Source organism: Spirochaetota bacterium (genome assembly GCA_017999915.1).
GTDB lineage: Bacteria > Spirochaetota > UBA4802 > UBA4802 > UBA5550 > RBG-16-49-21.
On record JAGNKX010000007.1, the window covers coordinates 253671 to 272960 of the forward strand.

Annotated in this window: 15 protein-coding genes and 1 pseudogene; 13 read left to right on the forward strand and 3 right to left on the reverse strand. The window is 55.0% G+C overall.

What is annotated here, in order from left to right; all coding sequences use genetic code 11:
* Positions 1-40: 40 nt before the first annotated feature.
* Positions 41-373, reverse strand: coding sequence for a hypothetical protein (locus KA369_12385; protein ID MBP7736765.1), 333 nt, complete (start codon positions 371-373; stop codon positions 41-43).
* Positions 374-602: 229 nt separating this feature from the next.
* Here KA369_12385 and KA369_12390 point away from each other — a divergent pair, with 229 nt between their 5' ends.
* The 8 genes from KA369_12390 (at position 603) to KA369_12425 (ending at position 8517) form a co-directional block, all read left to right on the forward strand.
* Positions 603-1169: an ACT domain-containing protein gene (locus KA369_12390; protein ID MBP7736766.1), complete on the forward strand. Its 567-nt coding sequence runs from the start codon at positions 603-605 to the stop codon at positions 1167-1169.
* A 23-nt stretch (positions 1170-1192) separates the two neighbouring features.
* The gene (gcvT, locus tag KA369_12395; protein ID MBP7736767.1) at positions 1193-2287 is read left to right on the forward strand and encodes a glycine cleavage system aminomethyltransferase GcvT; all 1095 of its coding nucleotides are present in this window, start codon (positions 1193-1195) and stop codon (positions 2285-2287) included.
* A gap of 5 nt (positions 2288-2292) precedes the next feature.
* Positions 2293-2685, forward strand: coding sequence for a glycine cleavage system protein GcvH (gcvH, locus tag KA369_12400; GenBank protein MBP7736768.1), 393 nt, complete (start codon positions 2293-2295; stop codon positions 2683-2685).
* A gap of 2 nt (positions 2686-2687) precedes the next feature.
* Complete coding sequence (gene gcvPA, locus KA369_12405) at positions 2688-4022, forward strand: aminomethyl-transferring glycine dehydrogenase subunit GcvPA (GenBank protein MBP7736769.1); 1335 nt, start codon at positions 2688-2690, stop codon at positions 4020-4022.
* Positions 4019-5464 carry an aminomethyl-transferring glycine dehydrogenase subunit GcvPB gene (gene gcvPB, locus KA369_12410; GenBank protein ID MBP7736770.1) on the forward strand — a complete coding sequence of 482 codons (1446 nt, stop codon included), beginning with the start codon at positions 4019-4021 and terminating at the stop codon, positions 5462-5464. Before gcvPA ends, gcvPB begins: the two co-directional genes overlap by 4 nt.
* Positions 5452-6285 carry a lipoate--protein ligase family protein gene (locus tag KA369_12415; protein ID MBP7736771.1) on the forward strand — a complete coding sequence of 278 codons (834 nt, stop codon included), beginning with the start codon at positions 5452-5454 and terminating at the stop codon, positions 6283-6285. The genes gcvPB and KA369_12415 overlap by 13 nt, the downstream gene beginning before the upstream one ends.
* Positions 6254-7138, forward strand: coding sequence for a lipoyl synthase (gene lipA / locus KA369_12420; protein ID MBP7736772.1), 885 nt, complete (start codon positions 6254-6256; stop codon positions 7136-7138). The genes KA369_12415 and lipA overlap by 32 nt, the downstream gene beginning before the upstream one ends.
* 83 nt (positions 7139-7221) lie before the next feature.
* Positions 7222-8517: an NAD(P)/FAD-dependent oxidoreductase gene (locus KA369_12425; protein MBP7736773.1), complete on the forward strand. Its 1296-nt coding sequence runs from the start codon at positions 7222-7224 to the stop codon at positions 8515-8517.
* A gap of 100 nt (positions 8518-8617) precedes the next feature.
* Here KA369_12425 and KA369_12430 read toward each other — a convergent pair whose 3' ends face one another.
* Positions 8618-10234, reverse strand: coding sequence for an aldehyde dehydrogenase family protein (locus KA369_12430; protein MBP7736774.1), 1617 nt, complete (start codon positions 10232-10234; stop codon positions 8618-8620).
* Positions 10235-10583: 349 nt separating this feature from the next.
* On the opposite strand from KA369_12430, the gene KA369_12435 reads away from it, so the two are divergent.
* Positions 10584-11258, forward strand: a complete 675-nt coding sequence (locus KA369_12435; GenBank protein MBP7736775.1) for a GntR family transcriptional regulator — start codon at positions 10584-10586, stop codon at positions 11256-11258.
* Positions 11259-11278: 20 nt separating this feature from the next.
* Positions 11279-12904, forward strand: a complete 1626-nt coding sequence (locus KA369_12440) for an NADP-dependent glyceraldehyde-3-phosphate dehydrogenase (GenBank protein ID MBP7736776.1) — start codon at positions 11279-11281, stop codon at positions 12902-12904.
* A 218-nt stretch (positions 12905-13122) separates the two neighbouring features.
* Here KA369_12440 and KA369_12445 read toward each other — a convergent pair.
* Positions 13123-14499 (reverse strand): annotated as a pseudogene (locus tag KA369_12445) (aldehyde dehydrogenase).
* 571 nt (positions 14500-15070) lie between these two features.
* Between KA369_12445 and KA369_12450 the strand changes: the two are divergent.
* From KA369_12450 to KA369_12460, 3 genes are all read left to right on the forward strand, one after another.
* Complete coding sequence (locus tag KA369_12450) at positions 15071-16459, forward strand: aldehyde dehydrogenase family protein (GenBank protein ID MBP7736777.1); 1389 nt, start codon at positions 15071-15073, stop codon at positions 16457-16459.
* Positions 16460-16500: 41 nt separating this feature from the next.
* The gene (locus KA369_12455; GenBank protein MBP7736778.1) at positions 16501-17790 is read left to right on the forward strand and encodes an MFS transporter; all 1290 of its coding nucleotides are present in this window, start codon (positions 16501-16503) and stop codon (positions 17788-17790) included.
* 121 nt (positions 17791-17911) lie between these two features.
* Positions 17912-19063, forward strand: coding sequence for an iron-containing alcohol dehydrogenase (locus tag KA369_12460; GenBank protein ID MBP7736779.1), 1152 nt, complete (start codon positions 17912-17914; stop codon positions 19061-19063).
* Positions 19064-19290: the final 227 nt, after the last annotated feature.

Sequence of the window (19290 nt, forward strand, 5' to 3'; positions counted from 1 at the left end):
TCCATGGTCACCGCCTGTGTGATAAGGTTATTGTGGTGAGTCAATCAAGCTCTCGGATCCTGAGGAGGTCGGCCTTGCGTCCGAGGAATAGGAGCGCCGCATGATCCGGGATGATGTCGTTGGCCGTGGGAGCTATCTTCATGTTTTTCCATTCCGGCGAGCCTGCGGTCCATTGGGCATGTCCTTCCAGATAGATGATGCAGAGTATCTGGCACTGGAACCGGGCGCCGATCTGAAGGTCCCTGATGGTGCTGCCGATGAAGCTCTTCGGCGGCCCGATGGTCATGATCATGTAGTCTCCGTCGTAATCTTTCAGCGATGCGGCCATGTGGGATCCGAACGTATCGAGACTGATGACATCATTTTTCGTCATGATGGTCCCTCCTGGGCTAGAGCGTTAATATGGTGAAGATGCGGGTCCGGGGGAGGCTGTTCTGAACGAGGAAACGGATATGATCTGTATGGTCTTCACTATCATGCAAAAAAGAGTACCCTATGGAGATGCAATGTCAAGCGGAAAAAGAAAATCAGCGCGCGGGAGCTGCACAACAGGTGTTGGATAAAAAATCATACGACATAAAAATTTTAACTTGTATTTTTATATGAAGCGTTTCAATATATTCATCATGGGTTCATACATCGTTCTTACAGCTGTAGGTTCCGACCGGCCGGGGCTGGTGGATGAGATAAGCTCCTTCCTGGCGGCGCGGAAGATCAACATTGAGGACAGCAGGATGGCGGTTCTCGGGGGCGAATTCGCCGTGGTCCTTCTCGCGTCGGGCGCGAAGGATATGGTGGAGAAGCTGGGGGGGCAGCTGGCGGCCCTGGAAAAGAACACCGGCCTGAGCGTCCAGGTGAAAAGCACGGTGGCGCCGCAGGAGAGGAAAATAACGCCGTCGATGCCCCATCGGCTGGTCGCCACCAGCATGGACCACCCGGGAATCGTCCATGAGATCACCCGCATTCTGCACAAGCGAAACATCAATATCGAGTCGATGGAAACGCGCGTCACCAACGCTCCCCTGAGCGGAGCTCCCATATTCAACATGAGATGCGTCATCAATATTCCCGTTGAAGAGAAAGCGTCTTCAATCCGGAGGGAACTGGAAAAGCTGGGCGATAGAATGGATATTGATATTGAAATTGAAGCGGTTGATACGTTTCAGTAATTGCCTGGGAGCCGGCGGCAGACATGGATAAAAACACACCTCTTTATGACGAGCACATGAGCCTGAAGGCCCTTATGGCCCCCTTCGCGGGATGGAACATGCCGATCCATTACGGCAGCATCCTGGATGAAGCGAAGCATACCAGGACCTCCGTGTCCATATTCGACATCTCCCATATGGGAGAATTCATCATCAAGGAAAATCCTTCCCGGTCCTCGCTGGATTCTATCGTCACCATTCCGGTCGTCAAAATGAAGACGCAGCGCTGCCGCTACGGGTTCTTGCTTGACGATGAGGGAAAAATCCTGGATGACCTCATCGCGTACCGCATCGCCGCCGATGAGTGGATGCTGGTGGTCAACGCCGCCAACGAGCAGAAGGACCTGACGGCGATCCAGCGCCGGCTTTCGCCGGAGGCCTCCTTTGAGAATATCTCGTCGCGCATAGTAAAGATAGATGTCCAGGGGCCCCGGTCCCTGGAGGTGATGAAGGCCATCGTGGGCGAGGAGGTGAAAAGGCTCGCCTATTACGGATTCCAGTTTTTCAGCCTGCTCGGGGGGAATTTCATCATCAGCCGTACCGGCTACACCGGCGAGCTCGGGTTCGAGATCTACATCGACGCCGGCAGGGGCGTGGAACTCTGGCAGGCGCTGATGAAGCACCCCGCCGTGAGGCCAGCCGGCCTCGGAGCGCGCGATATCCTGCGTCTGGAAGTGGGCCTGCCGCTCTATGGCAACGAGTTTACCGAGGAGACGACCCCCATCGACGGCGGCATGGAGCGGTTCCTCGACATGGAAAAGGAATTCACCGGGAAGAAGGCCCTTGTTGAGCAGAAAAAGCGCGGCGTCCGGCGCAGCCTCGTCGGCTTCATCGTGGACGGACGGAGGACCCCGCGCCATGAAAACAGGATCCTTTGCGGGGGCAAGGACGCGGGCCATGTGACGAGCGGCGTTTTCTCGCCCCATTTGAATAAAGGGATCGGCATGGGCTATGTGGACACGCAGCTGAGCGGCGAAGGGTCCGCAATCGCCATCGATTCCGGCAAGGGGGAAATCAGCGCGGTCGTCGCCAGGGTCCCCTTCCTCAAAGAAACATCAATCAAATACTCGGAGGTTTAACAGGCATGGATATCACTGTCCTTGAGGGATACTTTTATACAAAAGAGCATGAATGGGTCAGGATTGAAGGGAACAGGGCGAAGATCGGCATCAGCGATTACGCCCAGCAGAAGCTGGGTGACATCACTTTCATCGATCCTCCCCAGGCCGGAAAGAAGGTCAAGCAGTTCGATTTCCTCACCGGCATCGAATCGGTTAAGGCCGCCAGCGACATCTACTCCCCCCTTTCGGGGACGATAACGGCTTGCAACGAGGCCCTGGACGACGCGCCGGAGCTGGTGAACAAATCATGCTACACCGAGGGATGGATCGCGGAGATCGAGGTTGCCGATCCGTCGGAAACGAAGAACCTCATGGACGCGGCGGCCTATAAACAATACGCGGCCGGACTGGAATAGCCATGGCGCGGTTCACTCCCCATACCGACCGGGACGTACGGCAGATGCTTGATGCCATCGGCGTTGAATCGGTCGGTCAGCTTTTCACGGATATACCGGAATCCCTCCGGCCGAAATCCTTTGACCTGCCAGCCGGCATGTCCGAGAACGAGGTCGCCAGGGTCTTCAATGACCTGGCGCGGCGAAACAGGACAGACCTGGTGTCGTTCCTGGGGGGAGGGTACTATGACCACTTTATCCCTGCCGCGGTGGATACCGTATCGTCCCGCTCGGAATTTTTCACGGCCTATACCCCCTACCAGCCGGAAGCGTCCCAGGGGACCCTGCGGGCTATTTTTGAATACCAGACCATGATAGCGGGAATTGCCGGGCTGGATTACGCCAATGCGTCTCTCTACGATGGCGGTACGGCGCTGTACGAGGCGATCGCCATGGCGGTGAGGGCCAATAATAGAAAGAAAATTCTCGTAGATGCGGGGGTCAATCCCCTTTTCAGAAAGATCATCGGCACCTACGTGATAAATATCGATGTCGACATCGTGGAAGTGGACCTGAAGGACATCCACGCCGACACGGCGAAGCTGGAATCCCTCCTTGACGATGATACCTCCGCGCTGGTGGTGCAGAACCCGAATTTTTTCGGCATCGTCGATGACTTCGAGCCTCTTTTCGAAAAGGCCCGGGCCAGGGGTATCGTGAACATCCTCGTCTTCTATCCCCTGTCACTGGGAATTATAAAAACGCCCGGGGAAATGAAGGCCGATATAGCAGTCGGCGAAGGCCAGTCCCTGGGGCTGCCATTGTCCTTCGGCGGTCCCTATCTCGGCGTTATGGCGGTGGAAAAGAAATTCGTCCGCAAGATGCCGGGGCGCATCGTGGGCGAGACCGTCGACCGGAGCGGGAAACCCGCCTTCGTGCTTACCCTCCAGGCGCGGGAGCAGCATATCCGTAGGGAAAAAGCCACGTCGAACATCTGCTCCAACCAGGCGCTGTGCGCTCTCCGCGCCGTGGTCTACCTGTCCCTGCTGGGGAAGGAGGGCTTTCGGAAAACCGCCCTCATCTGCATGGAGCGGGCCGAATACCTGAAAGAGCAATTGCGCTCAATAAAGAGGATCAAGGTCTTAAAAGGACAGACCTTCAACGAGTTCGCGGTCGATCTCTCAATTCCCGCGGCTGATTTCGCCAAGGGGATGCTCGCCCAGGGCTTTGTCGCGGGCCTACCGGCGTCGTTGTTCTATAAAGACATGGAAAAGCGTCTCATCATAGCAGTCACTGAAAAAAGGTCCTTCAAGGAAACCGAGGAATTCGCGGCAGCCGCGCAGAAGGTGTTGTCATGAAGCATATATTCGAAAAAAGCGTGCCCGGAAGGATCGGCATCGATCCGGGGGTTGTATCCGAGGGAACGATCAAGCTTCTGGACGAACGGTTCCGGAGACAATCGGACAGCCACCTCCCGGAGGTCTCTGAGCTTGACGTGATGCGCCATTACATACTGCTCTCCCAGCTCAATTATTCGGTGGACACGCATTTCTATCCACTCGGCTCCTGCACCATGAAATACAACCCGAAGGCGAACGAGGCCCTGTCATCGCTCCCCGGCTTCGCCGGTGCCCATCCCTTCATGGCCTATCTGGGAGAAGAGCATGTCCAGGGGTGCCTCGAGCTGATCTATAACCTTTCTTCGCTGCTGGCCGAGATAACCGGGATGAAGGGCGTGACCACGCAACCCTATGCCGGGGCCCACGGCGAGCTCACCGGGATCCTCCTCATGGCGGCCTATCACAAGAGCAAGGGGAACAAAAAGAAGTATGTCATCGTGCCCGACGAGGCCCACGGCACCAATCCCGCAAGCGCGGCCATGGGGGGCTACACGGTCATATCCATCCCCGTCGACAAAGAAGGCGGCATGGACGTCGATATCTTCCGCGAGAAGATGAGCGACGAAGTGGCCGGCGTCATGCTGACGCTCCCCAACACCCTGGGCCTGTTCCACCGGAGGATCTGCGACATTGTGGAGATAGCGCGGAAGCACGACGCCATTCTCTACAATGACGGCGCAAATCTCAACGCCATCCTCGGCAAGGCGAGGCCCGGCGATATCGGCTTCGACATCGTCCACATGAACCTGCACAAGACTTTCTCTACGCCCCATGGCGGCGGGGGACCCGGTGCGGGAGTCGTAGCGGTCTCGGAAAAGCTGGTTGATTTTCTTCCGATGCCCGCTGTCGTCAGGACGAAGCAGGGCTCGTACGCCCTTGATCCGGGCGGGGGAAAAAGCATCGGCCTCATGGCGTCATTCTTCGGGAATTTCTCAATACTGGTGCGGGCCTGCGTGTATATCATGATGCTGGGCCGGGAAGGGCTCATCGACGTATCGGAAATGGCCGTCCTGAACGCCAACTATATCAGGGTGAAGCTGAAAGAATATTATGACCTGCCCATCGATCGGACCTGCATGCACGAGTGCGTGTTCTCGGCGAAGCGGCAGGTGCAGAAGAACGGCGTCCACGCCATCGACATCGCCAAGGCGCTCATTGAGAGAGGCTTCCATCCCCCGACGATATATTTTCCCCTGGTGGTGGACGAGGCCCTTATGATAGAACCCACCGAAACGGAATCGAAGGAGACCATCGACGGCTTCATCGAGGCGATGATAGAGATCGCGAAGCTCGCTGAATCGGACCCGGAGAGGATCAAGAACGCCCCGAATAACACGCCGGTTTCGCGGCCCGACGAGACTAAGGCCGCCAGAGAGCTCAAGCTGACATGCAATCTCTGAATGCGCGTTTCATCCCGTACGCGTCCCGCGGCGGAGCGGAAAACATGGCCATCGATGAATACCTTGTGTCATTGCACGGGCGGACCGGCATGGCCGCGTTCAGGGTCTACGGGTGGAGTCCCCCGGCCATATCCCTGGGAAGGTACCAGGGGATAGACTGCCTCGACCTTGACGCCTGCCGTGCCGACAGCGTGGCTGTGGTCCGCCGGATCACCGGCGGCGGCGCCATTTACCATGGCAGGGAGCTCACCTATTCCCTGGTCCTGGGCAATGATGACCTGGACGGCAAGCCGAGGGACGTTCCTGACTCATTCAATAAAATGAACCGGTTTCTCATACTTTTTTACCGCTGGCTGGGCTTCCAGGCGTCTTACTCCTGTGACAGCGGAGGGAATGATCGGGCCGCGGCCCGCCCGGATTTTTGCTATTCCGGCAACGAGCGGTTTGATATCCTGATCGGCGGGAAAAAGATCGGAGGCAACGCACAGCGGCGTCTTGGAAAGACGGTGCTTCAGCACGGTTCGATACCCTTCGTGATAAACAGGGACCGCGTCGCCCGCTATTTTAAAGGCGGGATGGCCGGTGGAGGCTTCACTACATTGACCGAGCTTGCCGGAAGGGACCTTGATGCGGGCGCAAAGGCCCGGCTCCTCGCGGAGAGTTTCGCGGAGGTTACGGGTCTGCGGCTCAAACAGGAAGATATAGGCCCGGGAGAAAAAGCGGAAATAGAATCGATCATGAATACAAGATACCTGGACCGGCAGTGGACCCGGGAGGGACGGATGGATGATAATGAGGGCGAAAAGACCGCCATGGCTTGACAGGAAGATCGACTTCCGGGCCATGCATGAGACGGAACAGCGCCTTCGGGACCTGGATCTTCACACGGTGTGCCACCAGGCCCGGTGTCCCAATATATCCGAATGCTTTTCCCGCGGCACGGCCACGTTCCTCATCCTGGGAGATATCTGCACCAGGAACTGTTCCTTCTGCGGCGTGAAGCACGGAAAACCGCTTCAGACGGTAACTGACGAAGCGGTCCCTGTGGCCGAAGCGGTCAGGCGGTTGCAGTTCCGCCATGCAGTCATCACGTCCGTGACGCGGGACGACCTGCCGGACGGCGGCGCCGGGGCCTTCGCGGCGGTCATTGCCGAGCTGAAAAGGGCGGAAAGCCCGCCTGTAATCGAGGTCCTTGTGCCTGACTTCAATGGGGACGAAAACTCTATCCGCGCGGTCGTGGATGCAGGGCCGAACATTTTCGGTCACAACCTGGAAACCGTGCCTTCTCTTTATGGCGTGCGCTGTTCCTGCGATTACGGCCGCAGCCTCAAGGTCCTTGAAATTGCAAAGAAACTCTCACCGGCGGCCAAGACCAAGTCCGGTCTCATGGTCGGCCTGGGCGAAACGGAGGAGGAAATTATCGATGTCATGGGTGACCTGCGCGGCGTGGGCTGCGACTACCTGAGCATCGGGCAATACCTTCAACCGGGCCGGGAAAACATTCCCGTGAAGGAGTATGTGCGGCCGGAGCGGTTTGAGCGCTACAGGGACATCGCCCTTGGGCTGGGCTTTCTCCACGTGGAGAGCGGGGTGTACGTGAGGAGCTCATATATGGCCGACCGGTATGGGGAAAGAAATCCCCCTCCCTTGATGGGAGGGGTTAGGGGAGGGTGAATGGAATCAAGCACGATAGTTGGTTCCACCCCCACCCAGCCCTCCCCCATCAAGGGGGAGGGTATCCGTATCAGGGTATTATCATGAAAGAATACGACATCGTCATCATCGGCTCCGGGCCTGCCGGGTACACCGCGGCCTTTGAAGCCGTTAAACATAAAATGAAGGCGGCCATCATAGAACGGGACACGGCGCGCCTCGGTGGGGTATGCCTGAGCGAGGGATGCATCCCCCTTAAAGGTCTCCTCTCGTTTTCTGAATCGTCGAAGGATTACACCTCCATCCGCGATACCGTGATGAAGCGTGTTGAGCAGATCCGGGCCGGACTCGCGTCGAGGCTCCGGACTCAGGGCATCGATGTGATCCAGGGGACGGCGCGGTTTGTTTCAGACAGGGAGATAACGGTGAGCGGCTCAAGAATCGGCGCAGAACATTTTTTAATAGCCGCCGGCTCGTCGCCGAGAAAGCTCTTTGATCATCCCAATGTTCACACCTCCGAGAAAATATTCTCCCTTGATAAGACCCCGGGGACGGCCCTGATCATCGGCGGCGGTGTGGTGGGATGCGAATACGCGTCTTTCCTGTGCAATATAGGGGTGAAGGTTGACATTGTCGAAGTGATGGATTCACTCCTGTTCGGCGAAGACGAGGAGGCGGTGCGGCTCCTTGGGCGGGAATTCAAGAAAAAGGGGACACAGGTTTATGTTAAGACCAAAGTTACCGACATCGGTCCTGACGGCGTCGTGTCAATGGACGGAGAGCAACAGCTCCGGAAGAGTTACGACCTCATCATCGAGGCCACGGGACGCAGGCCCAATGTCGGGGATCTCGGCCTGGAAACGGCCGGCGTTTCCCTCACGGACAGGGGCTTCATAGCGGTCAATGAATCGATGCAGACATCGGCCGGCGACATATACGCCGCCGGAGACTGCATTGAGACGCCGATGCTGGCCTATACCGCCTATAAGGAAGCTGAAACCGCGGTACGCCATTGCGCCGCCGGTGAGGTGGGGAGCATCGATTATGACGCGATGCCGCGCCTGGTCTTCTCAATGCCCCAGATTGGTGGCGTCGGAATGAGCGAAAATCAGGCGAAGGAAAAAGGAATGAACTACCGGGTGTACAGGTATTTCTTCAAGGCCCTGGGAAAGGCCGTCATGGAAGGGCATGACGCCGGTTTCGTGAAGATGGTTTCCAATGAGGAAACAGGTACCATTGTCGGCGCCGCGGCCGTGGGCGACAATATCGCCGATATCATGAATCAACTGGCCCTCATTGTCGGAAGCGGCATTGCAATTACCTCGATCAGGGACTGCATGTTCGTGCATCCCTCTTATTCCGAGATCATCCTTGAGGCGCTCCAGTACGGGAAGCAGTAAAAAAACAGGGCTGTCTTATAGTACCACCCGTTTACCCCCCCGCCCCCGTAAGGGGGCTTCTAAGACAGCCCTGTTCCGATATGATGATTTATGCCAGTGTCTAGTTTGGGATAAAGGTCCTGAAAAAGACCTTCATCAGATTTATCATGCCCACAAGGCGCTCACTGATTTTTTTCGCGTACAGCACCTGCGCCACGCCCTTGATTCCATCGTAGATCTTCTTGTTGACCGGGTGCCACCAGAAGTTCTTCCTCGCGAAGGGGAGGATCTCGTTGACCAGCACCTGGGGCTGGGTCATTTCGTCAAAGCCGATGCCGCCGTGGGTCCTGCCGATGCTCGATTCCTTGAAGCCTCCCCAGGGCGTTTCGGCCAGGCCGTGGCTCATCAGGTGGTCGTTGACGGTAATCGCCCCCGCCTGGATGCGCCGCGCAATCTTAAGCGCCCTGGAGCGGTTCTTCGACCAGACGGAGCCGGTAAGGCCGAGATACGAGTCGTTGGCAAGCTCCACCGCTTCGTCGATGGTATCGAAGGGCATGACGCCTATCACCGGCCCGAAGGTCTCATCCTTCATGACCAGCATGTCGTGATTGACATTCACCAGGACCGTGCAGGGGAGGAACTGTCCCTTGCCGCCCTTCGGCGCTTTCGACTGGGCGTATATCTTTGCGCCTTTTTTCAGCGAGTCGGCGATATGGAGGTTCACGGTATCCATCTGCCGTTTTGTGGTCATGGCCCCGATATCCATGTTGTGATCAGTATCATAGCCGACCCGGAGCGCTTCAGTATATTTTTTCAGGACATCCAGGAAGTCGTTATATGCCTTTCTTTCGACGTATATCCGCTCAACGCCTCCGCAGGACTGGCCCGCGTTCTGGCAGCCGGCCCACACGGCGCCGGCTGCGGCGCGCTTCAGGTCCGCGTCGGCGCATACGATCATCGGGTCATTGCCGCCCAATTCCAGGGAAACCGGGGTCAGGGTCTCGGACGCCTTTTTCATAAGGTACTTGCCGATTTTTACCGACCCGGTGAAGAAGAGCTTGTCAATGCGCGCTTCAAGGAAGGCGTCCCCGGCGACGCTGCCCGGCATGTTGATATATTTAAAGATTCCCCGGGGCAGGTCGGCTGCTGCAATACACTGTTGTAACGCATGGCCGACAACCTGCGTTTCAGAGGCGGCCTTGAAGATGACCGCGTTGCCCGCCAGCAGGGCCATGACGATTTCCGAGAAGGGTATGGCGAAGGGATAGTTCCACGGCGATATGATGCCAACGACACCCCAGGGCGCCCGGGCTATTTTACTCCTCTTGTTGATGAACATGATGTTGCCGTTGGGAAGGCTCCTGTCTTTCAGGAATCTCTTGGCGTTTTTACAGTAATAGGTCACGGACATGGTTGAGGTCAATACTTCAGTGGCCAGTGCGTCAATGCGCGTTTTTCCGTTATCGCGGGATATTGTCTCTGAGATATCATCGAGATTATCCATGATATAGTCCCGGATTCTAATAATATATTGCGCACGTTTCTTGACCGGCAGGGCGGCCCATGCAGGCTGGGCAAGTCTTGCGCTTAAAACGGCATTATGAAGATCCTCTTTTGTGTTTACGAGATAATCGCCGATTGTTTCACCATTTCCCGGGTTGATGCAGATTGTTTTATCGACAGTCTGGACCGATTTTTTTTTAGAGGTTTTTGCCTTATTAACTGTTTGAAGATACATCATAATCCTCCCTTCAATATATTTTTTGCATATGTGTTTGATATACAAAATTAACTAAAAAATAATTTTATATAGTATATTTTAAGTATTTTGTAGTAATCACTGAATAAGGAATTTAAAATTTTTTTATGTATTAATTGATATAAAATGTCATTAAAAATTACATAAAGTCATAAATAATTACAAATAATCATAAATTATCATAATCGATTATCGATAGTGATAAAATGTCAAGGCTTTATTGCCGTCCAACTGATAAAAAGTGATTTAATTAATTACACTATAATTTATAAATGTATATAAATAATATGTTGTAATTGTGAATAATAAATGAGGTTAATACCGTAGAATGACTACCCTGAAATCAAAGAATCTTGCCTATGAAATAGCCGATATACTCAGCGAAAGAATAATTCGGATGGAATTAAAGCAGGGCGAGCGGATACTTGAAGCCAAAATAGCCAAAGAGTTCAATGTCAGCCAGAGTTCGGTCCGTGAAGCCCTCAGGGTAATGGAGCAGAGCGGCCTTGTGGAGATCAACCAGCGGCGGGGCACCTATGTGACCCGGTTGACAGGGAATGATATTGAAATTCTATATGACCTTATTACTGATCTGTACGCGCTATTGATCACCAAGGCAATGGAGAACAAGTCAGCGGCGAACGTGCAGAAGATACTTGCCATAGTCAAGAATATTGAAAACGCCGCCGAAAAGAACGACTTTGATAATTACTTCGAAAGCATATTCGAGCTGGCCATAGTCGCAATTGAAGCGGTTAACAGCCTGCTATTAAAGAAAGTGATAACCGATTCATGGCCCAACAAGCGACGGATCGAATACATGACACTCAAAATGAGGAAATATGAATTGAAAAATAACTTGAAATATTTCAAGCAGCTTGAAAAATACATGATGGAGTCCAATCTGGAAAAAATGATAAAGACGATCAGGGAATACGCGCAGAACGAAAAGAAAATAGCCATCAGCAATCTGGAAAAGATCATCGATTCGAAACAGCTCTGACCTAACGAGGGGGTGCCCACATGAATCTGCAAGAAGCGGTCCGGAATATTTTTCCCGATCAGAAGGACGTGCCCGCGGAGTTGTTGCTGCCATTCCCCATCATACAGAAAGAGTACCTTGTCAACGGGGAGATCAGGACCTGGAACGGCGAGATGCAGGATGTGTATTCGCCGGTTTGCCTCAAAACGGAAAAAGGCGTCGAACAGAAGCTCATCGGTCGATACCCCACGCTAACCGAAAAGGAGTCGCTGGAAGCCCTGGAGGCGGCGAAGGCCGCCTTCAATAACGGCAAGGGGGAGTGGCCCTCGATGCCCGTGGCGGAGAGGATAAGGCGCATCGAGAAGCTCGCCTTCCTCATGAAGGAAAAGCGGACCGAGATCATCAGCCTCCTGATGTGGGAGATCGGCAAATCCCACGGCGACAGCGCCAAGGAATTCGACCGCACCATTGAATACATGGCCGACACCATCAACGCCCTGAAAGACCTCGACCGGGCCGGCTCCCGTTTCGAGATCAGGGAGGGTATCATCGGCCAGATCAGGCGGGCACCCCTGGGCGTGGTCCTCTGCATGGGGCCCTTCAACTATCCATTGAACGAAACCTTCACGACACTGATCCCGGCGCTGATCATGGGGAACACGGTCATTTTCAAGCCGCCCAAGATCGGTGTGCTCCTGCACCGACCCCTCCTGCAGGCATTCAAGGAGGCCTTTCCGAAGGGAGTGGTGAACACGGTCTACGGCGACGGCGCCAAGATCATCACCCCCATGATGACTACCGGTAAGATCGATGTCCTGGCTTTCATCGGCTCGAGCAGGGTCGCCGACATCATCAAGAAGCAGCACCCCAAGCCGCACCGGCTCAGGTCGGTCCTGGGCCTGGACGCCAAGAACGCGGGCATCATTTTAAAGGACGCCGACATTGCCCAGACCGTCAAGGAATGCGTTCTCGGGTCATTGTCCTACAACGGCCAGCGCTGCACGGCACTGAAGATCATCTACGTGCACAGGGACATCGCCGACGAGTTCCTGAAGCAGTTCGGCGCGGCCATCGCGGCCCTGAAGCCGGGAATGCCATGGGACAAGGACGTGAACCTGACCCCGCTGGCCGAAACGAACAAGACCCAATACATGACCGATTACATCGAGGACGCGAAAAAGAACGGAGCAAAAGTGGTAAATGACGGTGGCGGTGTCGTAAACAACACCTTCATGTTCCCGGCGGTGTTGTATCCGGTGAACGAAAAAATGAAGGTGTATCATGAGGAGCAGTTTGGCCCGGTGATCCCCGTCGTTCCTTTCTCGGGAATAGAGGAGCCGATGGCCTACGTGGTCAATTCAAATTACGGCCAGCAGGTTTCGATATTCGGCAGGGACTGCGGCGCCATCGCCACCCTGATCGACACCCTGGTCAACCAGGTCTGTCGGGTGAACATCAACAGCCAGTGCCAGCGGGGGCCCGATTCATTCCCGTTTACCGGCAGGAAGGACAGCGCCGAGGGTACCCTTTCGGTAACGGACGCCCTCAGGGTGTTCACCATCCGCACCCTGGTGGCCGTGAAGGGTACCGACACGAACAAGCAGATTATAACGGAAATTCTGCAGGATAAAAAGTCGAATTTCCTGTCGACGGATTTTATATTCTGAGAGAGACCGGACCTTAACACACTCACTTTTTGAACTCTATCCTTGGTTCACCTCACCCTCGCTCCGCGCATGCCGATCATTTGCAATCTCACCCCCGACCCCTTCTCCTTGAAAAGGAGGAGGGGGGATAGATATTCGTTAATATTCTCCCTTCCATTTTATTGAGAGGGAGTTAGAGGGTGAGGACAAACTGGCAAGTGTGAACAGGTAACCTGTTCCTACTTAAACACCATCTTCGCCAATTTTAACTTGATCCCTTTCCCGTAGGGCGGGTAGCGCAGCGGGACATCGAGCCACGTGGATTTCGCCAGAATTGACCGATGGTGACTGAAGGCATCGAAGCTGAATTTGCCGTGATAGGCGCCCATGCCGCTGTTGCCGACGCCGCCGAAGGGCATGCGGGGATTGGTCAGGTGCACCATGGTGTCATTGACGCAGCCGCCCCCCGATGATGTTCTCGAAAGGAGCCAGCGCTCCTTGCGCCTGCTGGAAGTGAAGAAGTAGAAGGCCAGGGGCTTTTCCCTGCTGTTAATGAATGAAGCCACTTCTTCGAGATTATTGTATTCCATGATCGGAATTATAGGCCCGAAGATCTCTTCCTCCATGATCGGGTCCCCCGGCCTCACATTGTCCAGTATGGTCGGTGCTATGTAGCGCTCCTTTTCGTCGGAAGCGCCGCCGAAAATGACAGTGCCGGTCTTGATGAGCCCGCAGAGCTTCTCAAATTGGGCCTTGTTGACGATCCTCCCGTAATCGGGGCTTTACCGCGGGTCTTCACCGTAGGAAAGGACGATGCATTGCTTGATTTCATCTATGAACTGTTTTTTGATTTTTGAATGTACGAAAAAATAATCAGGGGCTATGCAGGTCTGGCCGGAATTGAGGAGCTTGCCGAACATCGCCCTCCTGGCGGAAACGGCAAGGTTTGCGTCCTCATCAATGATGCAGGGGCTCTTTCCGCCCAGCTCGAGGGACACCGGTGTCAGGTGCTTTGACGCCTTTTCCATGACGATCTTTCCGAGAAAGGGACTGCCGGTGAAGAAAATGTAGTCGTACCTGACATCGAGCATTTTCTGTATGACGTCCCTGCCGCCGCTAAAGACGCTGATATAGCTCTGATCGAAGGTTTCAGATATCATGTCGGTGATGGTCGCCGATACATGCTCGGAGTAATGGGCGGGTTTCAAAACCACACAGTTGCCGGCGGATATGGCGCCCACCAGTGGATCGAAGAGGAGCTGGAAGGGGTAGTTCCAGGGCGCCATGATCAGGACGACCCCGAAGGGCTCGTGGAGAACATAGCTGCGGGAGTAAAAATTGACAAGATCAGTCCTTATCTTCGTCGGCTTGGCCCATTTTTTTAAGTTATGGATATGATGGGAAATTTCCTCAAGGGTAAACCCGATTTCCGTAGCATAGGCCTCAAAGGGCGCTTTGTTGAGATCTTTTTTTAACGCTTCATTGAGCCTTTCCTCGTATTTTAATAGGGCCTTCTTGAGTTTAATAAGGTTTTCAAGCCTGAAGTTAACATCCCGTGTCGCGTGGGTCAGAAAAAAATCCCTCTGCGCATTGACGATTGTTTGAATATTATTGATGGCAGCCTGATTCATATCATTACCCCTGAATATCTTTATCATGAATTATCGTAAAACGATTATCGATAATCGATAATAATAAGAATTATGTCAAGCTTTTTTCAGGGCGAGTCAGTCACATTACCTGCGGTAGCAGCATAATTTTAGGGGGACATGGAGTCATTCCATCGAGGTTGCTCACGGGTATCCGTGTTCTTAGCGGCATTCCTGCCATCCTGGCAGTAAAATGCGACCGGGATATTGGATGATGTCGCCGATTATGCCGAGTCAACATGGTGCGCTGGCCAGGAGGGCCGAGTGCAGAGCCGGACAGGATGTCGCATTGGCTCTGCTTATACGAGGCGGACGAGCGGGATGGCCCATGTCCCCAATTTACGACTGCTACCATTACCGGCATCGGTTTTATTTCCTAGCCGCCGACAGCGAAAGAATTGATAAAATACGATTATAAGCAGGGGATAATCGTTGACATGGCGTTCGTTCACGGTATCCTGTTCATTCAATAATTAACTGGATTCTCATTGCCATTAAATATTCATAAAGAGTCTTATCCCTATTAAGGAGAAAACCAATGATAAAAATGATATCACCCATAGATGGAAAAGTCTACGTGGAGCGAAAGCTCGTCACCAATGACGATTTAAATAAAGCCCTTTCAGCATCAGTCAAGGCCCAGAAACAATGGCGGGCTTTGACCCTCGACAAACGCCAGGAACACGTAAGCAAGATGGTCGATGCCTTTGTAAAAAAAAGGCTGGAGATAGCCGAGGAGCTGACCTGGCAGATGGGACGGCCCCTCCGGTATACGCCCTTTGAGGTGGACCGCTTCGAAGAGCGCGCGAGGATGATGATACGCCTGGCGCCCGAGGGACTGGCCGATGTGAAGGTTGAGCCTCGGGATGGATTCACCCGATTCATTCGCCGTGATCCGCTCGGCGTAGTCCTTGTCCTGGCGCCGTGGAACTATCCCTACCTGACGGCGGTCAATGCCGTGGTACCGGCCCTTCTCGCGGGCAATAGCGTGGTTTTGAAGCATTCGGCTCAAACGCCCCTCTGCTCGGAGCGGATCGTCAAGGCCGCCGAAGAAGCGGCGCTGCCGGAAGGCGTTATCCAATACCTTCACATGTCCCATGGTCTTGTCGCGGATGCAATTAAAGACGACCGGGTCAACCATGTGGCCTTTACCGGCTCCGTGGAAGGTGGACGGGACATGCAGCATGCCATGTCCGACCGCTTCATAACCATGGGCCTGGAGTTGGGAGGAAAGGACCCGGCCTATGTGCGGAAGGATGCCGATATGTCCTTTGCCATAGACAATGTCGTGGACGGCGCCTATTTCAATTCAGGACAATCGTGCTGCGGCATCGAGCGGGTCTATGTGGACGAGGCGGTGTACGACGTCTTCGTGGAAGGGGCGGCGGAGCTTGTGAAAAAATATGTCCTCGGGAATCCCCTCAAGGAGGAGGTGACACTGGGGCCAGTCGTGAACGTGTCAAGCGCCCGGGCCATCCAGGAGCAGATAGACCAGGCCGTGGCGGCCGGCGCCAAGGCGCTCATAGACCCCAGGGTATTCCCCGCCGCTTCGCCGGGAACGACCTATCTGGCGCCGCAGCTCCTTGTCAATGTGAACCACAAAATGGACGTCATGTACGAGGAAACCTTCGGCCCGGTCGTGGGGATAATGAAAGTAAAGAGCGATGAAGAAGCAATCAAATTGATGAACGACAGTCCCTATGGCCTGACCGCGTCCATCTGGACTTCCGACGAGGAAGCGGCCCTGAGGATCGGCGGCCAGATAGAGACCGGCACGGTGTTCATGAACCGCTGCGATTACCTCGATCCGGAGCTTGCCTGGGTGGGAGTAAAGAACTCGGGCCGGGGATGCACCCTGTCGCGGGTGGGCTATGAATACCTGACCAGGCCGAAATCCTTTCATTACCGGACAAAGATACCCAAGTAAAATAATGGTATTGACCGATTTTCAGCAATCAGGACACGGCATTGACGTCCGCTGACGATTCCAGGCAGAAGGACTCCCTGTACCGTCCCTGGCAGGTTAAGATCCTGCTGGCCACATGGCTCGCCTATGCGGGATACTATTTCTGCCGCAAGCCCTTCTATGTCACCAAGGTAAGCCTCTCCGGCGCGCTCCATCTCGATTCCTTTGACCTGGCCCAGCTCGGCACCGCTTACCTGGTGGCCTACATGGTGGGGCAGTTTTCCAGCGCCTTCTTCGGCAGGAAGCTGGGGCCGAAGCTCCTTCTTCTTGTCGGTATAATGATATCGATCACCAGCACATTCCTCTTCGGCATTTCCAACGGTTTCTGGACCATCATGCTCTTCATGAGCCTCAATGGCCTGGCCCAGGGCACGGGCTGGCCCGGCTGCATCGGGAGCCTCGCCTTCTGGTTCAGGCGCAGCCAACGCGGCAGCGTCCTCGGCCTCTGGTCGACCTGTTACCAGTTCGGGCCCGTGGCCGCAACGCTCCTGGCTTCGTATCTGCTGGGCCTGGCGGGGTGGCGCTGGTCCTTTTTCGGCGGATCGATGGTGCTCCTTGCTGTATGGTTCATCGTGCTCCTGGCGCACCCGAACCGTCCCGAGGACGCGGGCCTCGAACCGCTCCATGACGAGGATGAATTGTCGCAAAAACCTGAACCGGAGACCGGCGGCGTGAAAAAGCTCGGCTGGGACCGGCGGGTGGTCCTGACGATCGCCCTGATGGGAATGATCTATTTCTGCATCAAGTTCCTGCGATACGCCCTCTGGAGCTGGCTTCCCTGGTTCCTGAACAAGAATTTTTTCATTTCCGAGGTTGAAGCGGGTTACCTTTCCACGGTCTTTGACATCTGCGGTTTCGCCGGCGTCATCGCAGCCGGGTTCCTATCGGACCGCGTCTTCAGGGCGAGGAGGGCCATGCTTTCGTTTATCATGCTGGCATTGATGACGCTGTCGTTTTTCATCCTCTATTTCGCGGGCTCAACCAACCTGGCGGTTTTCACCATCGCCATCGGATTTGCCGGGTTCATGCTTTTCGGGCCGGACTCGCTCCTTTCGGGGGTCGGCGCCATAGACGTGGGTTCGAAGGAGGGGGCCCTGTCGGCCGCAGGCATCATCAACGGCATGGGTTCCATCGGACCCATATTCCAGGAACAGCTGGTGGGATGGATGTACCGGCGCTATGACCATGACCTCCTTCCGATCCTTGTCATGCTGGTAATCATCGCAGGGATCAGCGCGGCGCTGACACTGCTGCTCTGGATCAGGTCGAGGCGTGGATTGGCGAACGTGTGACGTATTTCTGTTAGGGTGGGGTTTAAACCCCACCCTAACAGAAATACGAATATATAAAAAATTATTGAATAATTATATATACGAATATAATGTAAGATAAATTTCATTACAGAGGAACGGCATGGTACAGTACAATTATCCGACAACAATCCTCCTCGGCCAGGGGGCGCTGGCCGAATTCGGGAAACGCCTTAAGGCAAAAAAGCACGCGAAGATACTGGTCGTGGCTGACAAGACCCTGGAGCAGATGGGCATCGTTAAGAAGCTTACCGATGTGCTCTCGGCACAGGCCATAACCTATGATATATACACCGATATCCATCCCAACCCGATCGAGGAGGACGTGGAAAAAGGCGTCATCGCCTACAAGGCCGGGAACTGCGACAGCATCATCGGTCTCGGCGGCGGGAGCCCCATCGACGTGGCCAAGGTCATCAAGGTGATGGTGTCCAACCCTCCGCCCATGGCGCAGTATGACGACGCCAAGGGCGGCGACGCCCTGATCAAGGGGCCGATGCCGGCCCTCTACGCCATACCGACGACCTCCGGCACCGGCAGCGAGGTGGGCCGCTCCGGGGTCATCATAATCCGGGATACCGGGAGGAAGACCATCATCTTTCATCCCGAGCTGCTTCCCTCCATCGCGGTCCTTGAGCCGGAATTGACCGCCGGGATGCCGCCTTTCCTGACCGCGGCCACAGGCATGGACGCCTTCGTCCACTGTCTCGAAGCCTACTTTGTTAACATGTTCCATCCCATGGCGGACGGAATCGCACTCCAGGGCATGGAGTTGATCCTCACATGGCTTCCCGTGGCGTGCAAAAACGGAGCAAACCTTGAGGCGCGGGAGAAGATGCAGATCGCCTCATCCATGGGGGCGGTGGCGTTCCAGAAGGGCCTCGGAATGATCCATTCCATGGCGCACCCGCTGTCAAGTCTCTACGGCCTTCACCATGGCCTGGCCAACGCCCTGGTGCTGCCCGATTCAATTCTTCACCTGGAACAGGCCCACCTGAGCCCGGAACAGATGGCGAAGATACAGAAAGTGCGCTCCATTTTCGCCGAATGCGGCCTCGGCAGGGCCAGCCTGTCGGAAAGCTGCAGGGCCTTCTGCGAGCAGGTGGGAATTCCGATGGGACTGTCGAAAAACAAGGTCCCGGCGGATGGGCTGGCCAGGCTAAGCGCCGAGGCATTAAAGGATGGGTGCCATGGCAGCAACATGATACCCGTCGTCGAGGGTGATTTCCTGAAGGTGCTTAAGGCCTCGATGTGATGCGATGTAGGTAGATAAAGATTGTAATTGATGCGGTAGTCACCCCCCTCCCTTGATGGGAGGGGCTGGGGTAGGGTGATGTATAACTGCATAACGCATTCGGTGATCTGTTCACCCCCCCCCCCCCCCCCCTCCCCCCCCCCCGAGGGGGGGGGGGGATGTCTGGGGAGAATTAAATTGCAACAGGGGGGTGTGCCTTGGGAGCCACCGTTCTCCCTAAAACCAAA

What these genes read in the sequence shown, in the direction of transcription:
- KA369_12385 (MBP7736765.1), bottom strand. Translation starts at nt 373, where the DNA reads ATGACGAAAAATGATGTCATCAGTCTCGATACGTTCGGATCCCACATG.
- KA369_12390 (MBP7736766.1), top strand. Translation starts at nt 603, where the DNA reads ATGAAGCGTTTCAATATATTCATCATGGGTTCATACATCGTTCTTACA.
- gcvT (MBP7736767.1), top strand. Translation starts at nt 1,193, where the DNA reads ATGGATAAAAACACACCTCTTTATGACGAGCACATGAGCCTGAAGGCC.
- gcvH (MBP7736768.1), top strand. Translation starts at nt 2,293, where the DNA reads ATGGATATCACTGTCCTTGAGGGATACTTTTATACAAAAGAGCATGAA.
- gcvPA (MBP7736769.1), top strand. Translation starts at nt 2,688, where the DNA reads ATGGCGCGGTTCACTCCCCATACCGACCGGGACGTACGGCAGATGCTT.
- gcvPB (MBP7736770.1), top strand. Translation starts at nt 4,019, where the DNA reads ATGAAGCATATATTCGAAAAAAGCGTGCCCGGAAGGATCGGCATCGAT.
- KA369_12415 (MBP7736771.1), top strand. Translation starts at nt 5,452, where the DNA reads ATGCAATCTCTGAATGCGCGTTTCATCCCGTACGCGTCCCGCGGCGGA.
- KA369_12425 (MBP7736773.1), top strand. Translation starts at nt 7,222, where the DNA reads ATGAAAGAATACGACATCGTCATCATCGGCTCCGGGCCTGCCGGGTAC.
- KA369_12430 (MBP7736774.1), bottom strand. Translation starts at nt 10,234, where the DNA reads ATGTATCTTCAAACAGTTAATAAGGCAAAAACCTCTAAAAAAAAATCG.
- KA369_12435 (MBP7736775.1), top strand. Translation starts at nt 10,584, where the DNA reads ATGACTACCCTGAAATCAAAGAATCTTGCCTATGAAATAGCCGATATA.
- KA369_12440 (MBP7736776.1), top strand. Translation starts at nt 11,279, where the DNA reads ATGAATCTGCAAGAAGCGGTCCGGAATATTTTTCCCGATCAGAAGGAC.
- KA369_12450 (MBP7736777.1), top strand. Translation starts at nt 15,071, where the DNA reads ATGATAAAAATGATATCACCCATAGATGGAAAAGTCTACGTGGAGCGA.
- KA369_12460 (MBP7736779.1), top strand. Translation starts at nt 17,912, where the DNA reads ATGGTACAGTACAATTATCCGACAACAATCCTCCTCGGCCAGGGGGCG.